The 23,213-nt window shown below is 66.6% G+C and carries 25 protein-coding genes; 15 read left to right on the forward strand and 10 right to left on the reverse strand.

The window, feature by feature from the left end:
* Positions 1–46: 46 nt before the first annotated feature.
* Genes ACNQQL_RS28775 through ACNQQL_RS28785 form a run of 3 tightly spaced genes read right to left on the reverse strand, consistent with a single transcriptional unit; the run spans position 47 to position 2,810 of the window.
* Positions 47–292 carry a 4Fe-4S dicluster domain-containing protein gene (locus tag ACNQQL_RS28775; RefSeq protein WP_034181146.1) on the reverse strand — a complete coding sequence of 82 codons (246 nt, stop codon included), beginning with the start codon at positions 290–292 and terminating at the stop codon, positions 47–49.
* Between the two features lie 11 nt (positions 293–303).
* Positions 304–2,043 carry a fumarate reductase/succinate dehydrogenase flavoprotein subunit gene (locus ACNQQL_RS28780; protein ID WP_347067419.1) on the reverse strand — a complete coding sequence of 580 codons (1,740 nt, stop codon included), beginning with the start codon at positions 2,041–2,043 and terminating at the stop codon, positions 304–306.
* Positions 2,040–2,810, reverse strand: a complete 771-nt coding sequence (locus ACNQQL_RS28785; protein WP_347067421.1) for a GntR family transcriptional regulator — start codon at positions 2,808–2,810, stop codon at positions 2,040–2,042. The genes ACNQQL_RS28780 and ACNQQL_RS28785 overlap by 4 nt, the downstream gene beginning before the upstream one ends.
* Positions 2,811–3,164: 354 nt before the next feature.
* On the opposite strand from ACNQQL_RS28785, the gene ACNQQL_RS28790 reads away from it, so the two are divergent.
* The 11 genes from ACNQQL_RS28790 (at position 3,165) to ACNQQL_RS28840 (ending at position 13,340) form a co-directional block, all read left to right on the forward strand.
* Positions 3,165–4,376: an MFS transporter gene (locus tag ACNQQL_RS28790; RefSeq protein WP_347067423.1), complete on the forward strand. Its 1,212-nt coding sequence runs from the start codon at positions 3,165–3,167 to the stop codon at positions 4,374–4,376.
* 279 nt (positions 4,377–4,655) lie between these two features.
* On the forward strand, positions 4,656–5,057 hold the full coding sequence (locus tag ACNQQL_RS28795; RefSeq protein ID WP_072437118.1) for a DnaJ family domain-containing protein: 402 nt from the start codon (positions 4,656–4,658) through the stop codon (positions 5,055–5,057).
* Positions 5,054–5,650: a tRNA adenosine(34) deaminase TadA gene (gene tadA, locus ACNQQL_RS28800; RefSeq protein ID WP_347067426.1), complete on the forward strand. Its 597-nt coding sequence runs from the start codon at positions 5,054–5,056 to the stop codon at positions 5,648–5,650. Before ACNQQL_RS28795 ends, tadA begins: the two co-directional genes overlap by 4 nt.
* Positions 5,651–5,749: 99 nt before the next feature.
* Entirely contained in the window at positions 5,750–6,688 is a 939-nt protein-coding gene (gene ldcA, locus ACNQQL_RS28805) for a muramoyltetrapeptide carboxypeptidase (protein WP_347067428.1), read from the forward strand.
* A gap of 306 nt (positions 6,689–6,994) precedes the next feature.
* Positions 6,995–7,699: a GntR family transcriptional regulator gene (locus ACNQQL_RS28810; protein WP_072437121.1), complete on the forward strand. Its 705-nt coding sequence runs from the start codon at positions 6,995–6,997 to the stop codon at positions 7,697–7,699.
* 149 nt (positions 7,700–7,848) lie between these two features.
* Positions 7,849–9,333, forward strand: a complete 1,485-nt coding sequence (locus tag ACNQQL_RS28815) for an NCS1 family nucleobase:cation symporter-1 (RefSeq protein WP_175961073.1) — start codon at positions 7,849–7,851, stop codon at positions 9,331–9,333.
* Between the two features lie 10 nt (positions 9,334–9,343).
* Entirely contained in the window at positions 9,344–10,135 is a 792-nt protein-coding gene (locus ACNQQL_RS28820) for an aspartate/glutamate racemase family protein (protein WP_072437123.1), read from the forward strand.
* A 148-nt stretch (positions 10,136–10,283) separates the two neighbouring features.
* Positions 10,284–11,237 carry an allantoinase PuuE gene (gene puuE, locus ACNQQL_RS28825; RefSeq protein WP_072437124.1) on the forward strand — a complete coding sequence of 318 codons (954 nt, stop codon included), beginning with the start codon at positions 10,284–10,286 and terminating at the stop codon, positions 11,235–11,237.
* The gene (gene uraD / locus ACNQQL_RS28830) at positions 11,234–11,755 is read left to right on the forward strand and encodes a 2-oxo-4-hydroxy-4-carboxy-5-ureidoimidazoline decarboxylase (protein WP_152864408.1); all 522 of its coding nucleotides are present in this window, start codon (positions 11,234–11,236) and stop codon (positions 11,753–11,755) included. Before puuE ends, uraD begins: the two co-directional genes overlap by 4 nt.
* 62 nt (positions 11,756–11,817) lie before the next feature.
* Complete coding sequence (alc, locus tag ACNQQL_RS28835) at positions 11,818–12,831, forward strand: allantoicase (protein WP_072437126.1); 1,014 nt, start codon at positions 11,818–11,820, stop codon at positions 12,829–12,831.
* Entirely contained in the window at positions 12,828–13,340 is a 513-nt protein-coding gene (locus ACNQQL_RS28840) for an ureidoglycolate lyase (RefSeq protein WP_021160363.1), read from the forward strand. Before alc ends, ACNQQL_RS28840 begins: the two co-directional genes overlap by 4 nt.
* A gap of 80 nt (positions 13,341–13,420) precedes the next feature.
* On the opposite strand, the gene ACNQQL_RS28845 is transcribed toward ACNQQL_RS28840, so the two are convergent.
* On the reverse strand, positions 13,421–14,386 hold the full coding sequence (locus ACNQQL_RS28845; RefSeq protein WP_347067433.1) for a LysR substrate-binding domain-containing protein: 966 nt from the start codon (positions 14,384–14,386) through the stop codon (positions 13,421–13,423).
* Between the two features lie 152 nt (positions 14,387–14,538).
* Here ACNQQL_RS28845 and ACNQQL_RS28850 point away from each other — a divergent pair, with 152 nt between their 5' ends.
* Together ACNQQL_RS28850 and ACNQQL_RS28855 are read left to right on the forward strand one after the other, a co-directional pair.
* Complete coding sequence (locus tag ACNQQL_RS28850) at positions 14,539–14,943, forward strand: RidA family protein (protein WP_204423623.1); 405 nt, start codon at positions 14,539–14,541, stop codon at positions 14,941–14,943.
* Positions 14,944–15,081: 138 nt separating this feature from the next.
* A complete protein-coding gene (locus tag ACNQQL_RS28855; protein WP_347067436.1) occupies positions 15,082–15,492 on the forward strand; it encodes an ACT domain-containing protein in 411 nt (136 codons plus the stop codon).
* A gap of 90 nt (positions 15,493–15,582) precedes the next feature.
* Here the strand turns inward: ACNQQL_RS28855 and ACNQQL_RS28860 are convergent, their stop codons facing one another.
* Positions 15,583–16,776 (reverse strand): urate hydroxylase PuuD, encoded by a 1,194-nt coding sequence (locus tag ACNQQL_RS28860; protein ID WP_347067438.1) that lies wholly within the window; start codon positions 16,774–16,776, stop codon positions 15,583–15,585.
* A 53-nt stretch (positions 16,777–16,829) separates the two neighbouring features.
* Positions 16,830–17,183 (reverse strand): hydroxyisourate hydrolase, encoded by a 354-nt coding sequence (uraH, locus tag ACNQQL_RS28865; RefSeq protein WP_011352401.1) that lies wholly within the window; start codon positions 17,181–17,183, stop codon positions 16,830–16,832.
* Between the two features lie 519 nt (positions 17,184–17,702).
* Between uraH and ACNQQL_RS28870 the strand changes: the two genes are divergently transcribed.
* A complete protein-coding gene (locus ACNQQL_RS28870) occupies positions 17,703–19,115 on the forward strand; it encodes an 8-oxoguanine deaminase (protein ID WP_347067440.1) in 1,413 nt (470 codons plus the stop codon).
* Between the two features lie 93 nt (positions 19,116–19,208).
* Here ACNQQL_RS28870 and ACNQQL_RS28875 read toward each other — a convergent pair whose 3' ends face one another.
* Together ACNQQL_RS28875 and ACNQQL_RS28880 are read right to left on the reverse strand one after the other, a co-directional pair.
* Positions 19,209–20,138: a LysR substrate-binding domain-containing protein gene (locus ACNQQL_RS28875; RefSeq protein WP_006478550.1), complete on the reverse strand. Its 930-nt coding sequence runs from the start codon at positions 20,136–20,138 to the stop codon at positions 19,209–19,211.
* 217 nt (positions 20,139–20,355) lie between these two features.
* The gene (locus ACNQQL_RS28880) at positions 20,356–20,565 is read right to left on the reverse strand and encodes a dodecin (protein WP_011549586.1); all 210 of its coding nucleotides are present in this window, start codon (positions 20,563–20,565) and stop codon (positions 20,356–20,358) included.
* Between the two features lie 135 nt (positions 20,566–20,700).
* Between ACNQQL_RS28880 and ACNQQL_RS28885 the strand changes: the two genes are divergently transcribed.
* Positions 20,701–21,594 (forward strand): NAD(P)-dependent oxidoreductase, encoded by an 894-nt coding sequence (locus tag ACNQQL_RS28885; protein WP_347067443.1) that lies wholly within the window; start codon positions 20,701–20,703, stop codon positions 21,592–21,594.
* Positions 21,595–21,660: 66 nt separating this feature from the next.
* Here ACNQQL_RS28885 and ACNQQL_RS28890 read toward each other — a convergent pair whose 3' ends face one another.
* Together ACNQQL_RS28890 and mscL are read right to left on the reverse strand one after the other, a co-directional pair.
* On the reverse strand, positions 21,661–22,107 hold the full coding sequence (locus tag ACNQQL_RS28890; RefSeq protein WP_027784713.1) for a hypothetical protein: 447 nt from the start codon (positions 22,105–22,107) through the stop codon (positions 21,661–21,663).
* 333 nt (positions 22,108–22,440) lie between these two features.
* Complete coding sequence (gene mscL / locus ACNQQL_RS28895; protein ID WP_034181166.1) at positions 22,441–22,872, reverse strand: large conductance mechanosensitive channel protein MscL; 432 nt, start codon at positions 22,870–22,872, stop codon at positions 22,441–22,443.
* Positions 22,873–23,213 lie beyond the last annotated feature (341 nt).

The raw sequence follows: 23,213 nt of genomic DNA on the forward strand, positions 1-23,213 counted from the left end.
GCACGACCCGCGCGGGCAGCACGACGACGATCGGCCGCGCACCCGGTCAGCGCAGCAGATAAGGGATCTCGACCTTGACCGCGCCGGTCGGGCAATCGCGCTCGCACGGCATGCAGTACCAGCATTCGTCGAACTGCATATAGGCCTTGCCCTTGGTCACGTCGATCGCGAGCAGGTCGAGCGGGCACACGTCGACGCAGACGGTGCAGCCCTTGTCGGCGATGCACAGTGCCTCGTCGATCGTGACGGGCGCGCTGCTGCGCTGGAAGATGTCGTGCGGGGTATGGGGCATGGTGTGGCTCCTCAAAGGGCGGCCGCGAGCGCGGCCGGTTCGCGGATGCGCAGATGCGCGTAGGCGCCGCGTTCGTCGTCGGCCAGCGGCACGATGTACGGCTCGACCGGCCGCTTCTCGCTGCGCATCGCGCCGTCGGCATCCTTTCGCAGCCATGTGTGGCAGAACCATTCGGCGTCGTCGCGATGCGGAAAGTCGACGCGATGGTGGTACAGCCCCCAGCGGCTTTCGGTGCGGAACAGCGACGCGCGCGCGGCCATTTCCGCGCAGTCGCGAATCGCGCGCACTTCGGCGGCGCGCATCAGTTCGTGAGGATGGCTTGCCTTGATAAATTCGATATCCTCAGTAATCGCGTCAAAACGTTGCAGTCCGATTTCCATCTTGCGCGTCACCTTCGGCGGCTGCAGATAGTCGTTCACCATGCGGCGCAGCTTGTATTCGACCTGCGCCGGCGCCAGGCCGCGCTCGCGTAACAGCGGGGCGAACACGCGTGTACGTTCCGCGTCGACCTGTTCGTCGTCCACCGGCGCATGGTCGCGGCCGATCACGTAGTCGGCCGCGTTCTGCCCGGCAAACCAGCCGTACGTGAAAGCGCCGAGCATGTAGTTGTGCGGGACGGCGGCCATGTCGCCGGCGGCGTAGAGCCCGGGCACGGTCGTCTCCGCGCGCGCGTTCACGTAGACGCCTGACGCACTGTGGCCGCTGCAGAAGCCGATCTCGGAGATGTGCATCTCGACCATCTGGCTGCGGTAGTCGGTCCCTCGCCCCGCATGGAAGCGGCCGCGGCTCGGCCGCTCGTTCGTATGCAGGATCTGCTCGATGGTCCGGATCGTCTCTTCCGCGAGATGGTTGAGCTTCAGGAACACGGGGCCGTTGCCGCTTTGCAGTTCCTGATGGAATTCCCACATCATCTGGCCGCTCCAGTAATCGCATTCGATGAAGCGCTCGCCCCGGCCGTTCGCGGTGAAGCCGCCGAGCGGGCCCGTCACGTATGCGCACGCGGGGCCGTTGTAGTCCTTGATCAGCGGATTGATCTGGAAGCATTCGAGATTCGCGAGTGCGGCGCCCGCGTGATAGGCCATCGCGTAGCCGTCGCCCGCGTTGGTCGGATTCTCGTACGTGCCCATCAGGTAGCCCGACGCCGGCAGCCCGAGCCGGCCGGCCGCGCCGCAGCAGAGAATCACGGCCTTCGCGCGGATCACGTGGAACTCCGCGGTGCGGCAATCGAAGCCGAGCACGCCGCTCGCGTGGCCGTGCGCGTCGGTCAGCACGCGCGTCGCGACGATCCGGTTCGTGATCGCGATGCGTGCACGCTTCAGTTGCCGGTACAGCACCTTCTTGATGTCGTGTCCTTCCGGCATCGGCAGCACGTACGAGCCCATGTGATGGACCTTCTTCACCGCATAGTCGCCGGTGCCGTCCTTCTCGAATTTCACGCCCCAGCGGTCGAGCTGTTCGATCGTCGCGAAGCTGTGCGTCGCATACGCGTACACGGCTTCCTGGTCGACGATGCCGTCGTTGGCGATCGTGATCTCGCGCGTGTACTGCTCGGGCGTCGCATGCCCGGGGATCACCGCGTTGTTCAGCCCGTCCATCCCCATCGAGATCGCGCCACTGCGCTTCACGTTGGCCTTTTCGAGCAGCAGCACGCGCAGGGACGGGTCGCGTTCCTTCGCCTTGATCGCCGCCATCGGGCCGGCCGTGCCGCCGCCGACCACGACGACGTCGTATTCGTGCACATGGGTATTCATCGCGGGTTCCTTGCAGGTTTGCGGGCCTTCTGCCGGTCGATGCGCAACCGGTACTGGAAGGCGTCGCCGCGGAAGTAGAGGTATTCGTAGTCGATCGGCGCGCCCGATGCGTCGTGCGTGAGGCGTTCGATGCGCAGCACGGGGCTGCTTTCCTCGACGCGCAGCGCGTCGACGATCTCGTCGTCGGCGAGGATTGCGTTGATCGACACGTCGGCATGACCGAGCGGAATGCCGCAGTCGTTTTCCAGGATCAGGAAGATGTCGCGGGTCGCGAGATCGGCACCCGCGAGGCGCTTGCCGAGTGCTTCGGGCACCCAGGTCTGTTCGAGCGACACGGGCTCGCGGTTCAGCAGCCGCACGCGATGGATCTCGACGAGCGGCGCGCCTTCCGGCACGTGCAGCTTCGTCGCGAGATGGCGGTCGGCCTTCACGGTGCGAACGCTGCGCAACTGGTTGACGATCTCGTAGCCCATCGACGACATCGCCTCGGCGAACCCCTGCAGCGACGTCACGTTCTGGAACGCCTTCGGCTTCGACACGAACGTGCCCTTGCCATGCAGCTTGAACAACAGGCCTTCCTTCTGCAGGTCGCCGAGCGCCTGGCGCACCGTGATGCGGCTGACGTCGAACATTGCGCAGAGTTCGTGCTCGGACGGCATCCGGCTGTGCGGCGCATAGGTGCCGTCGAGAATGCGAGCGCGCAGCGTGTCCTTGATCTGCACGTAGAGCGGGGCCGCCGACAGCGGCACGACGTTGGTTCGAGGCATCGGTCAACTTGTTATGACAAGATGGTTCGAGTGTAGCCAGCGCGATCGTGCGTCCAAACCAACCATTTCTGATTTCGACTTTCCGAATCCGGAAAAGCAGGGCGGCAGGCCGGACGGGCAATCCGGCGGCATTCGGTGTTCGAACGATCCGCCCCGTACCAGCCGCGCGGATCGGCCGACAATCAAAAAAATTCGCCGGCGTGTGCGCCGCACATGTCGATTTCCCGATGCGTCGCCCGTCGTATCGATGTCGACCGGGCTCGCGACAGCGTCGATGGGCAGCCGGACCTACCGCCGCGCAGCGCGGCGGGAGCCCGGTTCCGAGGGTTGCGGAAACGAGAAAGGAGACGCCAGATGCCGGATTCCCGATACCGCTGGGTGATCGTCGCCGCGGGCGGCCTGATGGGCTGCATCGCGATCGGCGCGATGTTTTCGCTGCCGGTGTTTCTGCGCGCGATTGCGCGCGACACGGGCTGGTCGATGACCGGCATTTCCGGCGCGATGACGCTCGGCTTCATCGCGATGGCCTTCGCGAGCATGGGGTGGGGCGGCCTGTCGGACCGCATCGGTACGCGCGCGGTCGTCATGACGGGCGCCGTGCTGCTGTCGGCGAGCCTCGCGCTGGCGAGCCGAGCGCCGTCGCTGCTCGCGTTCCAGCTGACCTTCGGTCTTGCCGTCGGCAGCGCGGCGGCCGCGGTGTTCGCGCCGATGATGGCGTGCGTGACGGGCTGGTTCGACACGCACCGCAGCCTGGCGGTGTCGCTCGTGTCGGCCGGCATGGGGATGGCGCCGATGACGATGTCGCCGCTGGCCGCATGGCTCGTATCGACGCACGACTGGCGCACGTCGATGCTGCTGGTCGCCGCGCTGGCGGCCGTCGTGATGATTCCGGCGTCGCTGCTGGTGCGCCGCGCGCCCGCGCTCGACCGCGCACAGGCTGTGCCCGCGCCTGCCGACGCGCCCGCGGCGATGTCGGTCGCGGACGCGCTGCGCTCGCCGCAGTTCATGGTGCTGCTGCTGACCAACTTCTTCTGCTGTGCGACGCACTCGGGCCCGATTTTCCATACGGTCAGCTACGCGGTGACGTGCGGGATCCCGCTGATCGTCGCGGTGTCGATCTACAGCGTCGAAGGGCTCGCGGGCATGGGCGGCCGGATCGTGTTCGGGCTCCTCGGCGACCGTGTCGGCGCGAAGCGCATGCTGGTGGCCGGGCTGCTCGCGCAGGCGCTGGGCGCGCTCGGCTACTACTTCGTGCGCACGCTCGACGGGTTCTACGCGGTCGCGACGCTGTTCGGCTTCATCTATGCGGGCGTGATGCCGCTGTATTCGGTGCTCGCGCGCGAGAACTTCCCGCTGCGGATGATGGGCACCGTGATCGGCGGCTGCGCGATGGCCGGCAGCCTCGGCATGGCTGCGGGGCCCGTTGCCGGCGGCCTGATCGTCGATACGTTCGGCAGTTACGGCTGGCTGTACCTCGGTTCGTTCGCGATCGGTCTCGGCGCGTTCCTGATCGCGACGATGTTCCGCCCGTTTGCGAAAGCGCGGCCGGAAACGATGGCCGCGTGACCCGATAACGGAAGACGGGCGCCTTCCGTTTCGCCGGATTGGCGACGCCCGGAACGCATCGACGCAGATAAAAAACAGGGCCGGACACCGCCTGCATTTGCAGATGTCCGGATGGCGCTTCGCCCGCTGCGGCGCAGCAGACCGGCAACTGGCGCCGATCGGCGCGCATGCGTCACGATTCGGCCCCTAAAAGCACAATATCGAGCATATATTCGAAGGGCCTGTCATACCCGCGTCACCCTGCTAGAATTCGGCCTGCCGCATTGTTCCCATTGACTGATGAGATTGCTTGACGCCCTGGTCGAACAACGTATTGCCGCCGCCGCCGCGCGGGGAGAGTTCGACGATTTGCCGGGTACCGGCGCGCCGCAGGCGCTGGATGACGACCTGCTCGTGCCCGAGGAGGTGCGGGTGGCCAACCGTATCCTGAAGAACGCGGGCTTCGTGCCGCCGGCCGTCGAGCAATTGCGCGCGCTGCGCAACCTGCATGACGAAGTGCAGGCGGTCAGCGACCGCGCCGCGCGCTGCCGGCTGCAGGCGAAGATCCTGGCGCTCGACATGGCGCTCGAATCGCTGCGCGGCGGCCCGATGGTGATGCCGCGCGACTACTGCCGTCGCATCGCGGAACGCCTGTGCGAGCGCGGGCTCGACGATGCGCCCGCCGAAGCGGGGCCGATGTGACGTCCGACGCGCTGCACGACGCAGCCCGATCGGTGGCCGACACGGCCGCTGAACCTGCCGCCCAGTCTCCTGTTCCCGAAACCGCACCCGTATCGGCGCGCGACCTGCATTTCATGCGGCTCGCACAGGCCGCCGCGGAAGAGGCGCGCGCGGCCGGCGAAGTGCCGGTCGGCGCGGTGCTCGTGCGCGGCGACGAAGTGATTGCACGCGGCTTCAACCATCCGATCGGCGGGCACGACCCGTCGGCCCATGCGGAAATGGCGGCGCTGCGCATGGCCGCGCAAAATCTGCAGAATTACCGGATGCCCGGCTGCGAGTTGTACGTGACGCTCGAGCCATGCCTGATGTGCGCGGGTGCGATCATGCATGCGCGCATCGCGCGGGTCGTCTACGGCGCCGCCGATCCGAAGACGGGTGCATGCGGCAGCGTGATCGACGCGTTCGCGAATCCGCAGCTCAACCACCATACCGAAGTGACCGGCGGCGTGCTCGCCGACGAGTGCGGCGCCGCGCTGAAGTCGTTCTTCGCCGAGCGCCGTCGCGCGTTGCGCGAAGCACGGCTGGCGCGCGACGCCGAATCCGGCGCGTCATAGTCGCGCCGACCGCGCCTGTCGCTCCGGGTGCGCTCGGTTCCCTGAACCGAAGACGGTTCGGACCCTCTAAGCAGGTTTGACGACCCGACACCTTTCGCCATGTCCTTCCAGCCCGCCGCGTCCTACACCATCCGCCTGCTGGCGCCATCCGGTTATCCGCACGATCCCGACGCGATCAATCGCGCGCTCGAACGCCTCAGCATCGCGCAGCAGCGCATCGAGAACATCGAGGCGACGCAGCGGCGCTTCCAGCGTTTCGGCGGCACCGACGGCGAGCGGGCAGGCGACCTGAACCGTCTCGCCGATCCCGAGCGGCCGCTGCCGGACATCGCGCTCGCGGTGCGCGGCGGCTACGGTGCCGCGCGGATCCTGCACGGGCTCGACTATCGCGGGCTCGAGCGCAGGCTGCGCGACCGGCCCGTCGCGCTCGTCGGCCACAGCGATTTCACGGCGATCCAGCTCGCGCTGTACGCGAAGGCGCGCATCAAGACGTTCGGCGGCCCGATGCTGTCTGCCGATTTCGGCGCGGAAACGCCGAGTGATTTCACGATGCAGCACTTCTGGCAGACGCTGACGCAGCCGAGCACGACGATCATCGCCGAAGCACCGCAGGTGCAGACCGTGAACGTGACGGGCACGCTGTGGGGCGGCAACCTCGCGATCCTCACGTCGCTCATCGGCACGCCTTACATGCCCGACATCGAGGGCGGCATCCTGTTCATCGAGGATGTCAACGAGCAACCGTTCCGGATCGAGCGGATGATTTATCAACTGCACCTGTCGGGCCTGCTCGCGCGCCAGCAGGCGCTCGTGCTCGGCCAGTTCACGGGCGCGCGGCCGTTCGAGTACGACAACGGCTACGACATGCAGGCGATGATCGACCAGGTGCGCGAGGTGGTCGGCATCCCGGTCGTCACGGGGTTGCAGTTCGGCCACGTGCCCGACCTGCTGACGCTGCCGTTCGGCGCGCAGGCGCAGCTGGTCGCGAACGCACACGGTTTCTGGCTCACGCTGTCGGACTATCCGCACCTCGGCTGATGCGGGCGCGGTCGATCGAAAGGCGGGTTTCCGCCTTTTTCTTTATGTAAGTGTGCAACTAACGGTCAAAAATTTCGACTGCCACCGACAGGATCGTCACCGGATTTTGCACCATTTTTGTCAACAAAATGGCCGGGAGGGTATACGGCAAGAACGGCCTCTGTCATGGCATTCAGGCTTGATATGCATGGATTTCGCGCATCCTGCACCGATTGGGGTCGTGTCCGTGCACGCCGATTGTGCGAAATTCCGGAAAAGAATTGTTGACAATCTTTATGTCCATCCTAGGATGAGGACCATCACACGATGCAGATCATGAACGAGCCCGATTCCCACGCGTCCGGTGCAGCCAGTCCCGAAGCGATCGCCGAGCGGATCCGCACGGCGATCCTCGAGCATCGGCTCGCGCCCGGCGCGAAGCTGACGGAGGCGCAGCTCTGCGACGTGTTCGGCGTGAAGCGCGGGACGATTCGCCAGGCGCTCGCGCAGCTCGCGACCGACAAGCTGGTCGAGCTCGAGCCGAACCGCGGTGCGTTCGTCGCGAGCCCGACGCTGCAGGACGTGCACGAGGTGTTCGAGATGCGCCGGATCATCGAGCTCGCCGTGGTCGAGCGGCTCGCGACCGGGCCCGGCGCGAAGCGGCTGAAGGGCGTCGCCGCGCTGATCGACAAGGAACGCAAGGCGTTCGAGCGGCACGACTTCGCGGCATGGATCCGGCTGTCGGGCGAATTCCACACGGCGCTCGCCACGCTGATGGGCAATGCGACGCTCAGCGAGTGCCTCGAAGGGCTCGTCGCACGTTCGACGCTGATGTCGGCGCTGTACGAATCGCACGGGCGCAGCCCGTGTTCGTGCGACGACCACGACGAGATCCTCGCCGCGCTGGAGGCGGGCGATCCGAAGCGGGCGGTGACGCTGATGGCGCGCCACCTGCAGCATGTCGAACTGAAGATGCTGGACCGGCCCGCGCAAGGGCAGGTCGATTTGCGCGAAGTGTTCGGCGGCGCCTGAGCGGCGACGCGAACCCGGCCGCGCGCCACAGAACGAGAGCAATGCAGGCCTGCGGTGTCCGCCGCGGGCCGCTGGTCCGACTCCGGGCGACGATCCGGAGCGGTAACGATGACGGTGGAGCGGCCACCCGGCCGCGTCAAGGAGAAGTCATGGCTCAGTTCAGTGTGGCGCACGACAGCGCCTATCCGGCGGAAGAGGGCGGCGAGGGCGGCGATCCGACGCTGCCGGGCGGTTACAGCGAACGTCTGTATAACGAAGATTTGGCACCCCTGAAGAATCAGACATGGGGCTCGTACAACATCTTCGCGTTCTGGATGTCGGACGTGCACAGCGTCGGCGGCTACGTGTTCGCGGGCAGCCTGTTCGCGCTCGGGCTGACGAGCTGGCAGGTGCTGATCGCGCTGATCGTCGGGATCGGCATCGTGAACCTGCTGTGCAACCTGATCGCGCGGCCGAGCCAGCAGATCGGCGTGCCGTATCCGGTCGCGTGCCGCGCGACGTTCGGCGTGCTCGGCGCGAACGTGCCGGCCGTGATCCGCGGGCTGATCGCGATCGCGTGGTACGGCATCCAGACCTATCTCGCATCGAGCGCGCTGGTGATCGTCGTGCTGAAGTTCTTCCCGCAATGGCTGCCGTATGCGGACGTCCATCGCTACGGCTTCCTCGGGCTGTCCGCGGTCGGCTGGGCCGGGTTCATGCTGCTGTGGGTCCTGCAGGCGTTCGTGTTCTGGAACGGGATGGAGACGATCAAGAAGTTCATCGACTTCGCGGGCCCGGCCGTCTATGTCGTGATGTTCATCCTCGCTGGCTACATGGTGTGGCGCGCGGGCTGGCGCAACATCGGCATCAACCTCGGCGGCGTCAAGTATCACGGCGCGCAAGTGATCCCGGTGATGATCACGGCCGTGTCGCTGGTCGTGTCGTACTTCTCCGGGCCGATGCTGAACTTCGGCGATTTCTCGCGCTACTGCCGCTCGTTCGGCGAAGTGAAGCGCGGCAATTTCTGGGGGCTGCCCGTCAACTTCCTCGCGTTCTCGCTCGTCACGGTGATCACGACGGCCGCGACGCTGCCGGTGTTCGGCGAACTCATCACCGATCCCGTCGAGACGGTCGGCCGCATCGACCATCCGACCGCGGTGATCCTCGGCGCGCTGACGTTCACGATCGCGACGATCGGCATCAACATCGTCGCGAACTTCGTGTCGCCCGCGTTCGACTTCTCGAACGTCGCGCCGCGCCTGATCAGCTGGCGCGCGGGCGGGATGCTCGCGGCCGTCGCGTCGATCTTCATCACGCCGTGGAACCTGTTCAACAACCCGGCCGTGATCCACTACACGCTCGACGTGCTCGGCGCGTTCATCGGCCCGCTGTACGGCGTGCTGATCGCCGACTTCTATCTCGTCAAGCGCGGCCGGCTCGTTCGCGACGACCTGTACACGATGTCGGAAAGCGGCACGTACTGGTACACGGGCGGCGTGAACCGTCGTGCGCTCGCCGCGCTGCTGCCGGCAGCGGTGATCGCGGTCGTCTGCGTGATGGTGCCGGGCTGGCAGGGCGTCGCGAACTTCTCGTGGTTCATCGGCGCGGGGCTCGGCTTCGTGTTCTACCGGTTGCTCGTGAGCACGAAGGCGTGAGGAGCATGCGATGAAGATCCGACTGATCAATCCGAATACGACGCAGCGGATGACCGAAGCGATGGGCCGCTGCGCACGCGACGTCGCGGCCGCCGGCACGGAGATCGTCGCGGTGAGCCCGCCGATGGGGCCGCCGTCGATCGAAGGGTATTACGACGAGGCGCTCGCGACGCCCGGGCTGCTCGCCGAGATCGCGCAGGGCGAGCGCGACGGCTGCGACGCGTACGTGATCGCGTGCTTCGGCGATCCCGGCCTCTACGCAGCTCGCGAGCTCGCGCGCGGGCCGGTGATCGGCATCGCCGAGGCCGCGATGCATGCGGCGAGCGTGCTCGCGCCCGGCTTCTCGGTCGTCACGACCCTCGCGCGCACCTGCGGGATGGCGTGGCACCTGGCCGAACGCTACGGAATGAAGCGATTCTGCCGCAACGTGCGCGCGACCGACGTCGCGGTGCTCGAACTCGACCGGCCGGGCTCGGCCGCGCGCCGGATCATCGTCGACGAATGCCGGCGGGCGCTCGACGAGGACGGCGCCGACGCGATCGTGCTCGGCTGTGCGGGGATGGCCGAATTCGCGCACGAGATCGAGCAGCAGATCGGCGCACCGGTGGTCGAGGGCGTCACGGCGGCCGTCAAGTGGGCCGAGGCGCTCGTTGCGCTGCGCCTCGCGACCGCGAAGCGCGGCGACTACGCGCGGCCGCTGCCGAAGCGCTACGACGGCGCATTCGCCCGCTTCAGCCCGCCGGACGGGGATGCGGCGGAACCCGTCCCGAATTTGCCGCAACCGCACATACACACCGTCTGACATGCACTATCTGCGCCGCTGTATGGGCGCGTATGGACGTTTTCGCTACACTGGGCCGTCATCGCATCGGCTCACGCGGCCGCCCTGCGGCACCCGCGCGGTCGATGCGAACCCATTACTCCAGCGAACTTTCGCCGCACTTCGAACCATGTCACTCGATCCCAACTATCCTCGCGACCTGATCGGCTATGGCCGCCATCCCGTGCAGGCGAACTGGCCGGGGCGCGCCCGCGTCGCCGTGCAATTCGTGCTGAACTATGAAGAAGGCGGCGAGAACTGCGTGCTGCACGGCGATCCGGGCTCCGAGCAGTTCCTGTCCGAAATCGTCGGTGCGGCCGCGTATCCGGACCGCCACATGAGCATGGAGTCGATCTACGAATACGGTTCGCGGGCCGGCGTGTGGCGTATCCTGCGCGAATTCGAGAAGCGCGGGTTGCCGCTGACGGTATTCGGCGTCGGCATGGCGATCGAGCGTCACCCGGAGCTCGCGCGCGCGTTCGTCGAGCTCGGCCATGAGATCGCGTGCCACGGCTGGCGCTGGATCCATTACCAGAGCATGACGCCCGAACTCGAGGCCGAACACATGCGTCTCGGGATGGAGGCGATCGAGCGCGTGACGGGCGAGCGCCCGCTCGGCTGGTATACCGGCCGCGACAGCCCCAATACGCACCGCCTGGTCGCGGAATACGGCGGCTTCCTGTACGACTCCGACAACTACGGCGACGACCTGCCGTTCTGGATGGACGTCGCCGTGTCGGGCGGCGGCACGTCGCCGCAACTGATCGTCCCGTACACGCTCGACACGAACGACATGCGCTTCGCGACGCCGCAGGGCTTCAACACCGGCGATCACTTCTTCGACTATCTGCGCGACGCGTTCGACGTGCTGTATGCGGAGGGCGACGAGGCGCCGAAGATGCTGTCGATCGGCATGCACTGCCGGCTGCTCGGCCGGCCGGGCCGGTTCCGCGGGCTGCAGCGGTTCCTCGATCACATCGAGAAGCACGATCGCGTATGGGTGACGCGCCGTGTCGATATCGCGCGTCACTGGCGTGAACATCATCCGTATCAGCCCGGTCATCGAAACGAAGGGAAAGCATGAAGGCGATGCGTTACACGTTGAGTCAACTGAACACGATGGCGCCGAGCGCATTCGTCGCGGCGCTGTCGGGGATTTTCGAACATTCGCCGTGGGTGGCCGAGGTTGCCGCGGGCGAGCGGCCGTTCGCGAGCATCGACGCGTTGCACAAGACGATGTCGGGCGCGGTGGAAACGGGCGGCGAAGTGCGCCAGCTTGCGCTGATCAACGCTCACCCGGAGCTGGCCGGCAAGGCCGCCGTGCGCGGCGAGCTGACGGCCGAGTCGACGCGCGAGCAGAGCGGCGCGGGCCTCGACCAGTGCACGCAGGAAGAATTCGACAAGCTGCTGACGCTGAACCGCACGTATCGCGAGAAGTTCGGCTTCCCGTTCATCCTCGCGGTGCGCGGCTATGACCGGCACGGCATCATCGCGAACTTCGAGTCGCGCGTGAATCATTCGCGCGCCGAGGAGCTGCGCGCGAGCCTCGACCAGATCTACCGGATCGCGCGCTTCCGCCTCGACGACCTGATCGACGCCTGACACCGCAATACGGCCTGCTGCGTCGCGGCGGCCGGATCGCATCACTGAAACAAGGAAACATCATGGCTGTTCCGCTTCTCGATCCCAACGCACCCGAATTCACGCGGCGCTACGTGAATCTTGCCGACCCGCGTCTCGGTGCGCAGGCGCTCGAAGCCAGCGACGATTTCTTCGCGCCGAAGGACCGGATGCTGAACCCCGAGCCGGCCGTGTTCATTCCCGGCAAGTACGACGACCACGGCAAGTGGATGGACGGCTGGGAGACGCGCCGCAAGCGCACGACGGGGTACGACTGGTGCATCGTCAAGCTCGCGCGCCCGGGCGTGATCAAGGGCTTCGACATCGACACGAGCCATTTCACGGGCAACTTCCCGCCGGCCGCGTCGATCGAGGCCGCCTTCGTGGCCGACGGCGCGCCGACGCATGCGACCGAGTGGGTCGAGATCGTGCCGTCGACGACGCTGCAGGGCAACAGCCATCACTACGTCGAAGCGAGCGACGCACGCGCGTTCACGCACCTGCGTGTGAACATCTATCCGGACGGCGGCATTGCGCGCCTGCGCGTGTACGGCCAGCCTCAGCTCGACTGGGCCGGCGCGAGCGCGACCGAGCAGTTCGATCTCGCAGCGATGGAAAACGGCGGTTATGTCGTGGCCGCGAACAACCAGCATTTCGGCGTCGCGTCGAACCTGCTGCTGCCGGGCCGCGGCGTGAACATGGGCGATGGCTGGGAAACCCGCCGCCGCCGCGAGCCGGGCAACGACTGGGCGATCATCGCGCTCGCGCAGCCGGGCGTGATCCGCAAGATCGAAGTCGATACCGCGTTCTTCAAGGGCAACTACCCGGACCGCTGCTCGATCCAGGCTGCCTATGTGTCGGGCGGCACCGACAGCTCGCTGATCACGCAGTCGATGTTCTGGCCGGTGCTGCTCGGCGAACAGAAGCTGCAGATGGACAAGCAGCACTACTTCGAAGCCGACATCGCGTCGCTCGGCCCCGTCACGCACGTGCGACTGAACATCATTCCGGACGGCGGCGTGTCGCGCCTGCGTCTGTGGGGGACGCTCGACAAATGAAGACGCTTGTTATCGAACCGCTGACCAAGGAGGCGTTCGCGCCGTTCGGCGACGTGATCGAGACGGAAGGCGCGAAGCAGATCCCGATCAACCTCGGCACGACGATCCGCTTTCACGATCTCGCGAAAGTCGATGTGACGGATGAAGACGGCCGCACGCTCGTCAACCTGTTTCGAGGCCAGCCGCGCACGCTGCCGTTCGAAGTGAAGATGCTCGAGCGGCACCCGCTCGGCAGCCAGGCATTCGTGCCGCTGAACGACCAGCCGTATCTCGTCGTCGTGGCGCCAGCAGGCGATCTCGACCCGGCGAAGATCCGCGCGTTCGTGACGAGCGGCTGGCAGGGCGTCAACTATGCGAAGGGCGTGTGGCATCACCCACTGATCGCACTCGGCGGCGTCAGCGATTTCATCGTCGTCGACCGTGGCGGCGACGGCCTGAACCTCAACGAGCAGGATCTGCAGGAATCGCTGTGGCTCACCGACGAGGCGCTGCATGCGCTGACGGCCTGAGTCGCCGGCGCTTCCGCGCCAGCTTGTCGAACCCCGCGCAACTTGCGCGGGTTTTTTATGTGCAGCCGTTTATGCGCGATTCAGGTCGGCACAGCCTTGCCCGTGTCGCGCGAACCGCTGCCGCCGCGACGCCGGTTCGCGACCGGCGCATGCTGCGCCATCAGGTCGGCGATCCAGTCGACGAAGACGCGCAGCTTCGCGCTGACGTGCCGGTTCGGCGGGAACGCGACGTACATCGGCATCGGTTCGAGTTGCCACGCGTCGAACAGCGGCACCAGTTCGCCACGCTCGCGATGCGCGGCAGCCATGTAGTCGGGTAGCCACAGAATGCCCAGCCCGGCGAGGCCGGCCTCGAGGTATGCATTGCCGTCGTCGACGGCGAGCACGTAGCGCCCGCGCACGTCGACGCGCTCGCCGTCGCATTCCATCGCAAACGGCAGCGCCTTGCCGGTACGCGCCCACAGGAAGCCGACGATCCGATGATGCGTGTCTTCAAGTTCACTTGGATGCGACGGCGTGCCGGCACGCGCGAGATAGGCCGGCGACGCGTACACGCCGAGCCGCAGGTCGCCGACGCGACGCGTGACCAGCGAACGGTCGGCCGGTTCGCCGCCGCGCACGACGCAGTCGACGTTCTCGCCGATCACGTCCACCACGCGGTCGCTCACGCCCATATCGAGCTGGATGTCCGGGTAGCGCGCATGGAACGCCGGCAGCGCGGGGATCAGGATCAGGCGCGCGAACGGGCTCGGCACGTCCACGCGCAGCCGCCCCCGGGGCGACGCGGACGCCGCGGACAGGCTCGTTTCGGCATCGTCCATGTCGGCCAGCAGCCGCACCACGCGCTCGTAGTACGCGGCACCGTCGGCGGTGACGACGACCTTGCGCGTCGTGCGGTTGAACAGCTTCACGCGCAGCCGCGCTTCGAGCTGCTGCACCAGTTGCGTGACGGTGGTGCGGCTCATGTGCAGCGTCTCGGCCGCCTTCGTGAAGCTGCCGGCCTCCACTACGCGGGCGAACGCCTGCATTGCGTCGAATCGATCCATCGGGTCAGGGCTCCGCGTCGGTCGGAAATTGTTTGGTGCGCGCAAACAGTGTTGGACAGGGTTGCCGGTTTATCCGCCGGGCAACGGTCATTAAAGTGCCTTCATCGTTGATGCAGGGGCGGCTTCGCCCCACTGACTGATGGAGGTGTTGGATGGCAAAGCGTAGCGTAGTTTTTCCGCCCGGTCGCCAGGCGCTGTACGAGCGCAACCGCTATTCGCCGGCGCTGCGCTCGAACGGTTTCCTGTTCGTGTCCGGGCAGGTCGGCAGCCGCGACGACGGTTCGCCCGAGCCGGAGCTGGGCGCGCAGGTTCGCCGCGCGTTCGACAACCTGAACGCGGTGCTGCGTGCGGCCGGCTGCACGTTCGACGATGTCGTCGACGTGACGGTGTTCCTCGTCGACCCCGAAGCGACGTTCGAGCGGATCTGGGAGATCGTCCCCGAGTACTGGGGCGATGCGCCGCATCCGACGCTGACCGCCGTCGGCGTGACCTGGCTGTACGGCTTCCAGTTCGAGATCAAGGCGATCGCGCGGCTGCCGGAGTCCGTCGACGGATGAGGTGACCTGCAGCGCACCCGCGTTCCGAGGCTGGCTTGCGGACGAAGTCGCGGCGGTGCGTGCATGGCGCCGTCATCGCGCGTGCTATCGTGCCCGCATCGCCACCGCACGACGTCCGGAACCGGACGTGTTCCTCCGATGAGCCAACCTGAAAACGACCTCGCGGTCCTGCTGCGCACGATGCAACCCGAACTGCATCCGGGCGCGTTCGCGTTTGTCTCGCTGCCGACCGATGTGGACGTATCGTTATCCGAAGTGATTGCAACGTTCCGCGAAGCGGAAGGGCTGACGGTCGTCGTCGGCGAGGAGGTGGCCGTGCGTCGCGGCTGGCCCGTGCTGTTCCGCGCCGCGTGGATCACGCTTACCGTGCATTCCGATCTCGCGGCAGTCGGCCTCACCGCGGCGTTCGCGCGGGCGCTCGGCGCGGCCGGGATCAGTTGCAACGTGATGGCGGCCGCGTACCACGATCACATCTTCGTGCCGTTCGACGACGGCCCGCGCGCCCTCGAGGCGCTCGTCGCACTGCAACGCGATGCGATGCACGGCTAGCGCGCGGCGCATTCGGAACACGCAAAAAAACGGGCCCGTCACCGGGCCCGCGAACGGAGAGGATTGCGCCGGCAACCGGCGCACGGCGGCTTACTTGACCGCGCCGCCCTCGAACCAGGCAGCGAGCTTCGTCCGCTCGTCGTCGGTCATGTGCGTGACGTTGCCGATCGGCATCGCCTTCAGGCGCACGGCCTGTTCGTAGATGCGCTGCGCGTTCTTCGACACTTCGTCCGGCGTGTCGAACAGCACGCCCGCGGGCGCGCTGCCCATCAGCGTCGGCTTCGACGAGTGGCACTCGACGCAGCGCTGCTGCAGGATCGGCATGATGTCGTTGATCACGATCTTCGGCGCGTTGGCGGCCTGCGCTTCCGGTGCGACCGGCTTCGGCATCGTCCACACCAGCGCGCCCGACAGCAGCGCGACGCCGCCGATCGGCAGGTACCACAGCTGCTTGCCGCGGTGACGCATCACGAAGAACTGGCGGATCAGCGCGCCGGCCAGCATGATCAGCACGAGCACGACCCAGTTGAACTTGTTCGTGTACGTCATCGCATAGTGGTTCGACAGCATCGCGAACACGACAGGCAGCGTGAAGTACGTGTTGTGCACCGAGCGCTGCTTGCCGCGCTTGCCATAGATCGGGTTCGGCTCTTCGCCCTTGAGCATCTTGTCGACCATCTTGCGCTGGCCGGGGATGATCACGAAAAACACGTTCGCCGACATGATCGTCGCGAGCATCGCGCCGACGATCAGGTAGGCCGCACGGCCCGAGAAGATGTGGCACGCGAGATACGCTGCGACGACGACGTAAAGGCCGACGCAAATACCGAGCACGCGGTCGTTGGTGCCGAGGATGCGGCACAGCGAGTCGTAGACGATCCAGCCGGCTGCGAGGAAGCCGAGCGCGGATGCGACGGCGACGACCGGGCCCATGTCGAGCACGCTCTTGTCGATCAGGTACGTGTTCGGCGCGAGCAGGTACAGCACGAAGAACAGCGAGAAGCCCGACAGCCAGGTCGTGTACGACGGCCACTTCGACCAGTGCAGGTCATCCGGCATTTCCGGCGGGGCGACCGTGTACTTCTGCATGTTGTAGAAGCCGCCGCCGTGGACGTGCCACAGTTCTCCGAATACCCCGCGCTTGCGCTGGTTCGGGTCGGTCGGCGGTTTCAGGCTGTTGTCGAGCGCGACGAAATAGAACGACTCGCCGATCCACGCGATGGCGACGATGACGTGCAGCCATCGCAGCGCGAGGTTCAGCCAGTCGGTGATGAAGCCTTCCATGAAACTCCTCCAGACTCAGATCGTTTGTCTTTGATGCAGGCGCCGATGCGATGTCAGCTGCCGCGATAGGTGCTGTACGACCACGGCGACACGAGCAGTGGCACGTGGTAGTGCGAACCGGTGTCGGCGATGCCGAAGCGCAGCACGACGCGGTCGACGAAACGGGGTTCGGGCACCTTCACGCCGAGCGACGCGAAGTAGTCGCCGGCATGGAACACGAGTTCGTATTCGCCGGCGGCGAGCGCAGCGCCTTCGAGCAGGGGTTCGTCGCAGCGGCCGTCGCTATTGGTCAGCACGGTCTTGATCGCGCGGCGCGATTCGCCGTCCAGCGCGTAGAGGTCGACCTTGATTGCGGCGCCGGGACGACCGTGTGCCGTATCGAGTACGTGGGTAGTGAGCTTTCCCATTCGTTGTGTCCTTGTGTGAATGCGAGGTTCGGCGGCGACTCGATCCATTGACTGTGCGGCGGATCGAGGCTCCACGTCACGTGGCTACATACCCGTCGGCGAGGTGAAGCGAGCGCCGTGCAGGCATTGTAAAAAGGTTCCCTGCGCAAATACGGGCGCGATATCAAAGATAATGCGCCGCGCATAAGCAGCTGTCGACGGCACGCCGACAGGGCTTCCAGCGGGCGTTTCGGGCATCCGGCGGCAGGACGGACCAAGCGCGCGCGGCGTACCATATCGGAACCGTGAAGTGCGGTATTCGGGATCGCGCATTGTGCGCCGCGCGCGCTTGGGCGATCCTCCCGTCGTGCGCGTCGGCCTGTGGCCCGCGCGTACCCCCGAAGACGGCGAGCACGCCGGGTAACCGGGCCAGGGCGTTCGAACGGACGCAGGCACCGGGGCGTGCCGCGAATCGCGTTCGAACGGCTTTGTGACCGTCCCCGGGAATCAGCCCCTGGGGCCGACCGACGCGGAGAACGCATGAACCTCGAGCAGCACGCCGGCGCACGCGCGCCGAACGCATCCCCATCCCGCCCGAAAACCCTGCTGGTCAAGCACGCCGACGTGCTCGTGACCATGGACGACACGCGCCGCGAATTGCGCGACGCGGGGCTCTACATCGAAGACAACCGGATCGTCGCGGTCGGCCCGACCGCCGAGCTGCCCGACGCGGCCGACGAAGTGCTGGACCTGCGCGGCCACCTCGTGATCCCGGGGCTCGTGAACACGCACCACCACATGTACCAGAGCCTCACGCGCGCGGTGCCGGCTGCGCAGAACGCCGAGCTGTTCGGCTGGCTCACGAACCTGTACCGGATCTGGGCGCACCTGACGCCCGAGATGATCGAGGTGTCGACGCTCACCGCGATGGCCGAGCTGCTGCAGTCGGGCTGCACGACGTCGAGCGACCACCTGTACATCTACCCGAACGGCAGCCGGCTCGACGACAGCATCGGCGCCGCGCGGCGAATCGGCATGCGCTTTCACGCGAGCCGCGGCGCGATGAGCGTCGGCCAGCGCGACGGCGGGCTGCCGCCCGATTCGGTCGTCGAGCGCGAACCCGATATCCTGCGCGACACGCAGCGCCTGATCGAGACCTATCACGACGAAGGCCGCTACGCGATGCTGCGCGTGGTGGTCGCGCCATGCTCGCCGTTTTCGGTGAGCCGCGACCTGATGCGCGACGCGGCCGTGCTCGCGCGCGAGTACGGCGTGTCGCTGCACACGCACCTGGCGGAGAACGTCAACGATATCGCGTACAGCCGCGAGAAGTTCGGGATGACACCCGCCGAATATGCGGAAGATCTCGGCTGGGTCGGCCGCGACGTATGGCATGCGCACTGCGTGCAGCTCGACGATGCGGGCATCGGCCTGTTCGCGCGCACCGGCACGGGCGTCGCGCACTGTCCGTGCTCGAACATGCGGCTCGCGTCGGGTATCGCGCCGGTGAAGAAGATGCGTCTCGCGGGTGTGCCGGTCGGCCTCGGCGTCGACGGCTCCGCGTCGAACGACGGCGCGCAGATGGTCGCGGAAGTGCGGCAGGCGCTGCTGCTGCAGCGGGTCGGTTTCGGGCCCGATGCGATGACCGCGCGCGAAGCGCTCGAGATCGCGACGCTCGGCGGAGCGAAGGTGCTGAACCGCGACGATATCGGCGCGTTGAAGCCCGGCATGGCCGCGGACTTCGCCGCGTTCGACCTGCGCCAGCCGCTGTTCGCGGGCGCGCTGCACGATCCGGTCGCGGCGCTCGTGTTCTGCGCGCCGTCGCAGACGGCGTACACGGTGGTGAACGGGAAGGTAGTGGTGCGGGAAGGGCGGTTGGCGACGCTCGATCTGCCGCCCGTCATCGAGCGCCATAACGCGCTCGCGTATGCATTGGTCGACGCATCGCGCTGAACGAAGCCTGAAGCGATACGGCGGCCGCCTTGCCGGGCGTGCCGCCAGCTGCTGGCCGTCACCGCGCGGCGACGGCGCGGGCGGCGTGTGCCGTTACGCCTCGATCAGCGTGCGGGTGGCTTCGGCAACGAGGCTGCGCAGCCAGCGCACTTCGTCGGAGTAGTGGCAGCGCTCGTGCCACAGCTGGTAGTACTGCATCGGCGGGAAGTCGAGCGGCGCCGGCACGACCGACAGCGGCAGGAACTTCGCGTAGTGATCGGCGAACAGGCGCGTGGTCGTGAAGATCAGGTCGGACTTCACGAGCACGTACGGCGCGAGGTTGAAGTACGGCAGCGTGACGACCACGTGGCGCTTGAGCCGTTCGCGCGCAAGATGCACGTCGATCGCGCCGCGCTGGCCGACCGAGTACGGCGTCGGCGCGAGATGCGGCGCGTTCAGGTACTGGTCGAGCGTGAGCCCGCCGCGCTTCGCGAACGGGTGCGTGTTGCTCATCAGGCAGACGATCTCGTCGACGAACAGGTTCGACAGGTGCAGCTGCTCGGGCGGTTCGGGCCAGTTGCCGACGACGATGTCGAGCTTGCCGTCTTCCAGCGCGAGTTCGTAGTCGAACGCGGGGCCGAGCGAGTGAAACTCGAGCGTTGCGTTCGGCGCGGCCAGGCGGAAGCGCTCGACGACGGTCGGCACGAACAGCACGTTCAGGTAGTCGGGGCAACCGATCCGGTAGCAGCGGATCGACGTGGCCGGGTCGAAGTTGTGCTGCTGGAACTTGATGCGCTCGATTTCACGCAGCGCATTCTGCACGGGCTCGAGCAGACGCAGCCCGTATTCGGTCGGCACCATGCCGGATTTGCCGCGCACCAGCAGCGGATCGCCGGTGATGTCGCGCAGGCGCCGCAGCGCGGCGCTGATCGCCGGTTGCGACTGGTTCAGTTTGACGGCCGCGCGCGTGACGCTGCGCTCCATCAACAAGGTGTGCAAGACGCGCAAGAGGTACGTGTCGATCGCCTCGCGTTGCTGACTCATGATTTCTCCGGGTTATATGTCCAGGCTGATCGAGGGGTACTGTGGGTATATCGTTTTTAATATGAACGAAAGTCAGCGTCAAGCGATGGATACCCGCAGGCACCCGCCGGCCGGGCCGCGACAAGGGGCCTGAACGGGGAGGCGGGGCGCGCGGCGCCGCGCGGATACGCGTTGCGCGTATTCGGATCGCGGCGCGGCGTGTGATGCGGCGGCTGCGTCAGTCGTCGATGCGCATGCCGACCTTCAGCGTGACCTGCCAGTGAACGACCTGGTCGCCTTCGATGTGGCCGCGCGTTTCGGTCACCTGGAACCAGTGCAGGTTATGCAGCGTCTTGCCGGCCTTCGAGATCGCGTTGCGGATGGCGTCGTCGCTCGATTGCTGCGACGAACCGGTCAGTTCGATCAGCTTGTACACGTGGTCGCTCATGATGCGCTCCCTGGGATATCGGTCTATATCGCCGGTGCAAGCTGCGGTCCCGAGGCGGCGCCGCGCGTGCCCGGCTTCTTGAGTGATAGGTATGATGGGCGGCAAGTGCAACCCATATCGGAGACGAGGAACATCGTGGAAGTCGGATTTTGCGGACCGGGATTGATGGGCGCGCCGATGATTCGGCATTTGCTGGCGGCCGGGTATCGGGTCAGCGTGTGGAATCGCTCGCGCGACAAGGCCGAGGCGCTCGTGAAGGACGGCGCGCAGGTGGTCGGCACGCCGCGCGAACTGGCGGAACGCGTCGATACGGTATTCGTCTGTGTGCTCGACGGGCGTGCGGTCGGCGACGTCGTGTTCGGCGAGCACGGGCTGCTTTCCGGTGACGCGGCGGCGCGCCGCCTGCGGCGCATCGTTGATCATTCGACCATTCCGCCTGCCGCGACGCGCGACTACGCGGCGCGCGCGGCCGCGCTCGGCGCCGGCTGGGTCGATGCGCCCGTGTCGGGCGGCGTGCCGGGCGCGCAGGCCGGCACGCTCGCGGTGATGGCCGGCGGCCGCGCGGCCGATCTCGACGCGGTGCGGCCGCTGATCGGCACGTACGCGTCGCGCATCACGCATATGGGCGACGCGGGCGCGGGCCAGACGGCGAAGCTGTGCAACCAGGCGATCGTCACCGCGACGGTGACCGCGATCGCCGAGGCCGTCGGCCTGGCGCAGGCGAGCGGCATCGACGCCGCGCGGCTGGCCGAGGCGCTGGCCGGCGGCTGGGCCGATTCGGTGCTGCTGCAGACGTTCGTGCCGCGCATGACGTCGGGTGGTCACGCGTCGATCGGCGCGCTCAGCACGTTCCAGAAGGACGTCGACGCGATCGCCGACGCGGCGCGCGACACAGGCGCGGTGATGCCCGTGTCGGCGACCGTGCAGCAGGTGCTGCGGCTCGGCGCCGCGCAGGGGCTCGCCGGCGCCGATTTCGCCGCGTTCATCGACATCGTGCGGCCCGGCAACGGGCGTCGGCAGCCCGCGTGACGGGCAAGCGGCGCGCGTGAATGGCAGATGGGCCGCCCGGAGGCGGCCCATCGAATGACTGGCGGTTCAGCCGAGGGAGCGAGGTGTCGTGTCGCCGGCGTTCTGGCGACCGAGCCCGCCGCGCAGGCTCGCTTTCGTGCCTGCACCAAACTCGGGCAGGATGCGCGCGCGTGCCCGGCTCGCGAATACCAGGAAGCCGAAGCCGTTCGCTTCGTACCAGTACCCGCCGTTCTCGAGGCCGTCCAGCGGCTGCTCGAGCGCGTTGGCGATCGATTCGATGCAGCGCTTGCGCAGCTCGGCGATGGCCGGATAGGGCGGCTGTGCGCCGCGCACGCTGCACAGGAGCACGTCGAGACCGGGCAGCACATGCGCGTAGAGGACGGGTTCGTCCTGCGCACGGGCGCGGGCAATCTTGGTGTCGAGCTGGGCGAAAGGTTTCGAGTGGCGCAACACCGCAAGGAATGACTCCTGGCCATCCTGTTGGGCACGCCGACGTTTTTTCGGGAAGGACATAAACACTCGCCTCAAAAACAATTGCAAGAAATGCGGCACTTTCATGCGACCCACTCCCGGCTATGTACGCCGCATGTCGATCCTTTATAGCACACGAAAATGCTGCATTCGTGCAGTACGACGATCAATGTCTCCCGTCGACCTGCTCGCCCTGATCGACACAGCCAGCGTCTTGGCGCCCGTACTGTCGTTTAGTCTCCATCATAGACCCGCTTTCCCCGCGCGTGCATTCGTGCGTCACAAAAAAGTGAGACAGGCCGCATGCGGCGGTGCACGGCGCGCGCAATAAAAAGGCCCGCACGGGGCGGGCCTGGCGGGCGGGGCGCTCGGCGATCAGCGCTGCTTGAGCGAATCGCGGATCTCGCGCAGCAGTACGGTGTCTTCCGGCGTCGCGGCCGGCGCGGCTTCTTCCGGCTTGCGCAGCTTGTTGATGAATTTCACCATCAGGAAAATGATGAACGCGAGGATGACGAAATTGATCGCCACGGTGATGAACGAGCCGTAGCCGAACGCGGCAACACCCGCGGTCTGCAGGTCCTTGAACGAATCGGGATTACCCTTGAACGTCGGAGGGATGGTGCCGAGCAGAACGAACTTGTTCGAGAAATCCAGGCCGCCCGTCAGCAAGCCGATGACCGGCATGATGAGGTCTTTCACGATCGAGTCGACGATCTTCGAGAAGGCGCCGCCGATGATCACGCCGACGGCGAGATCCATCACGTTGCCCTTGACGGCGAACTCCTTGAATTCCTTGATGATGCTCATGAGCGGCTTTCTCCTTGTTGGTGCCAGAGGAGGCGTGCCGCGACGCGCAGGCTTGTATTGCGTCGAATGAGGGTCGGTGGCACGCCGATGGCCGCATGATAGCGAACGCTCCCCATTGCCGGTAGTCCATCTTGAAATGATTGACAAATCCGCGCGTCGGCGCGGCCGGACATGCAGGGGAGCGTGGCGTGTGTTGCGGGGGGGGGGGGGGGGGGGGGGGGCCCGGGGGGGGGGCGCTGCTCGAGCGGAACGGCTGATGTGGAGCGGAGCGACAACGACGGCCATAATTTACTTCATTAAATATTCGATTTGATTGTTGCTGTTGTTTTTGTTGTCATGCC

Source organism: Burkholderia sp. LFS061, assembly GCF_047978125.1.
In the GTDB taxonomy this organism is placed as follows: Bacteria; Pseudomonadota; Gammaproteobacteria; order Burkholderiales; family Burkholderiaceae; genus Burkholderia; species Burkholderia pyrrocinia_C.

What these genes read in the sequence shown, in the direction of transcription:
- ACNQQL_RS28775 (WP_034181146.1), bottom strand. Translation starts at nt 292, where the DNA reads ATGCCCCATACCCCGCACGACATCTTCCAGCGCAGCAGCGCGCCCGTC.
- ACNQQL_RS28780 (WP_347067419.1), bottom strand. Translation starts at nt 2,043, where the DNA reads ATGAATACCCATGTGCACGAATACGACGTCGTCGTGGTCGGCGGCGGC.
- ACNQQL_RS28785 (WP_347067421.1), bottom strand. Translation starts at nt 2,810, where the DNA reads ATGCCTCGAACCAACGTCGTGCCGCTGTCGGCGGCCCCGCTCTACGTG.
- ACNQQL_RS28790 (WP_347067423.1), top strand. Translation starts at nt 3,165, where the DNA reads ATGCCGGATTCCCGATACCGCTGGGTGATCGTCGCCGCGGGCGGCCTG.
- ACNQQL_RS28795 (WP_072437118.1), top strand. Translation starts at nt 4,656, where the DNA reads ATGAGATTGCTTGACGCCCTGGTCGAACAACGTATTGCCGCCGCCGCC.
- ldcA (WP_347067428.1), top strand. Translation starts at nt 5,750, where the DNA reads ATGTCCTTCCAGCCCGCCGCGTCCTACACCATCCGCCTGCTGGCGCCA.
- ACNQQL_RS28810 (WP_072437121.1), top strand. Translation starts at nt 6,995, where the DNA reads ATGCAGATCATGAACGAGCCCGATTCCCACGCGTCCGGTGCAGCCAGT.
- ACNQQL_RS28815 (WP_175961073.1), top strand. Translation starts at nt 7,849, where the DNA reads ATGGCTCAGTTCAGTGTGGCGCACGACAGCGCCTATCCGGCGGAAGAG.
- ACNQQL_RS28820 (WP_072437123.1), top strand. Translation starts at nt 9,344, where the DNA reads ATGAAGATCCGACTGATCAATCCGAATACGACGCAGCGGATGACCGAA.
- puuE (WP_072437124.1), top strand. Translation starts at nt 10,284, where the DNA reads ATGTCACTCGATCCCAACTATCCTCGCGACCTGATCGGCTATGGCCGC.
- uraD (WP_152864408.1), top strand. Translation starts at nt 11,234, where the DNA reads ATGAAGGCGATGCGTTACACGTTGAGTCAACTGAACACGATGGCGCCG.
- alc (WP_072437126.1), top strand. Translation starts at nt 11,818, where the DNA reads ATGGCTGTTCCGCTTCTCGATCCCAACGCACCCGAATTCACGCGGCGC.
- ACNQQL_RS28840 (WP_021160363.1), top strand. Translation starts at nt 12,828, where the DNA reads ATGAAGACGCTTGTTATCGAACCGCTGACCAAGGAGGCGTTCGCGCCG.
- ACNQQL_RS28845 (WP_347067433.1), bottom strand. Translation starts at nt 14,386, where the DNA reads ATGGATCGATTCGACGCAATGCAGGCGTTCGCCCGCGTAGTGGAGGCC.
- ACNQQL_RS28850 (WP_204423623.1), top strand. Translation starts at nt 14,539, where the DNA reads ATGGCAAAGCGTAGCGTAGTTTTTCCGCCCGGTCGCCAGGCGCTGTAC.
- ACNQQL_RS28855 (WP_347067436.1), top strand. Translation starts at nt 15,082, where the DNA reads ATGAGCCAACCTGAAAACGACCTCGCGGTCCTGCTGCGCACGATGCAA.
- ACNQQL_RS28860 (WP_347067438.1), bottom strand. Translation starts at nt 16,776, where the DNA reads ATGGAAGGCTTCATCACCGACTGGCTGAACCTCGCGCTGCGATGGCTG.
- uraH (WP_011352401.1), bottom strand. Translation starts at nt 17,183, where the DNA reads ATGGGAAAGCTCACTACCCACGTACTCGATACGGCACACGGTCGTCCC.
- ACNQQL_RS28870 (WP_347067440.1), top strand. Translation starts at nt 17,703, where the DNA reads ATGAACCTCGAGCAGCACGCCGGCGCACGCGCGCCGAACGCATCCCCA.
- ACNQQL_RS28875 (WP_006478550.1), bottom strand. Translation starts at nt 20,138, where the DNA reads ATGAGTCAGCAACGCGAGGCGATCGACACGTACCTCTTGCGCGTCTTG.
- ACNQQL_RS28880 (WP_011549586.1), bottom strand. Translation starts at nt 20,565, where the DNA reads ATGAGCGACCACGTGTACAAGCTGATCGAACTGACCGGTTCGTCGCAG.
- ACNQQL_RS28890 (WP_027784713.1), bottom strand. Translation starts at nt 22,107, where the DNA reads ATGTCCTTCCCGAAAAAACGTCGGCGTGCCCAACAGGATGGCCAGGAG.
- mscL (WP_034181166.1), bottom strand. Translation starts at nt 22,872, where the DNA reads ATGAGCATCATCAAGGAATTCAAGGAGTTCGCCGTCAAGGGCAACGTG.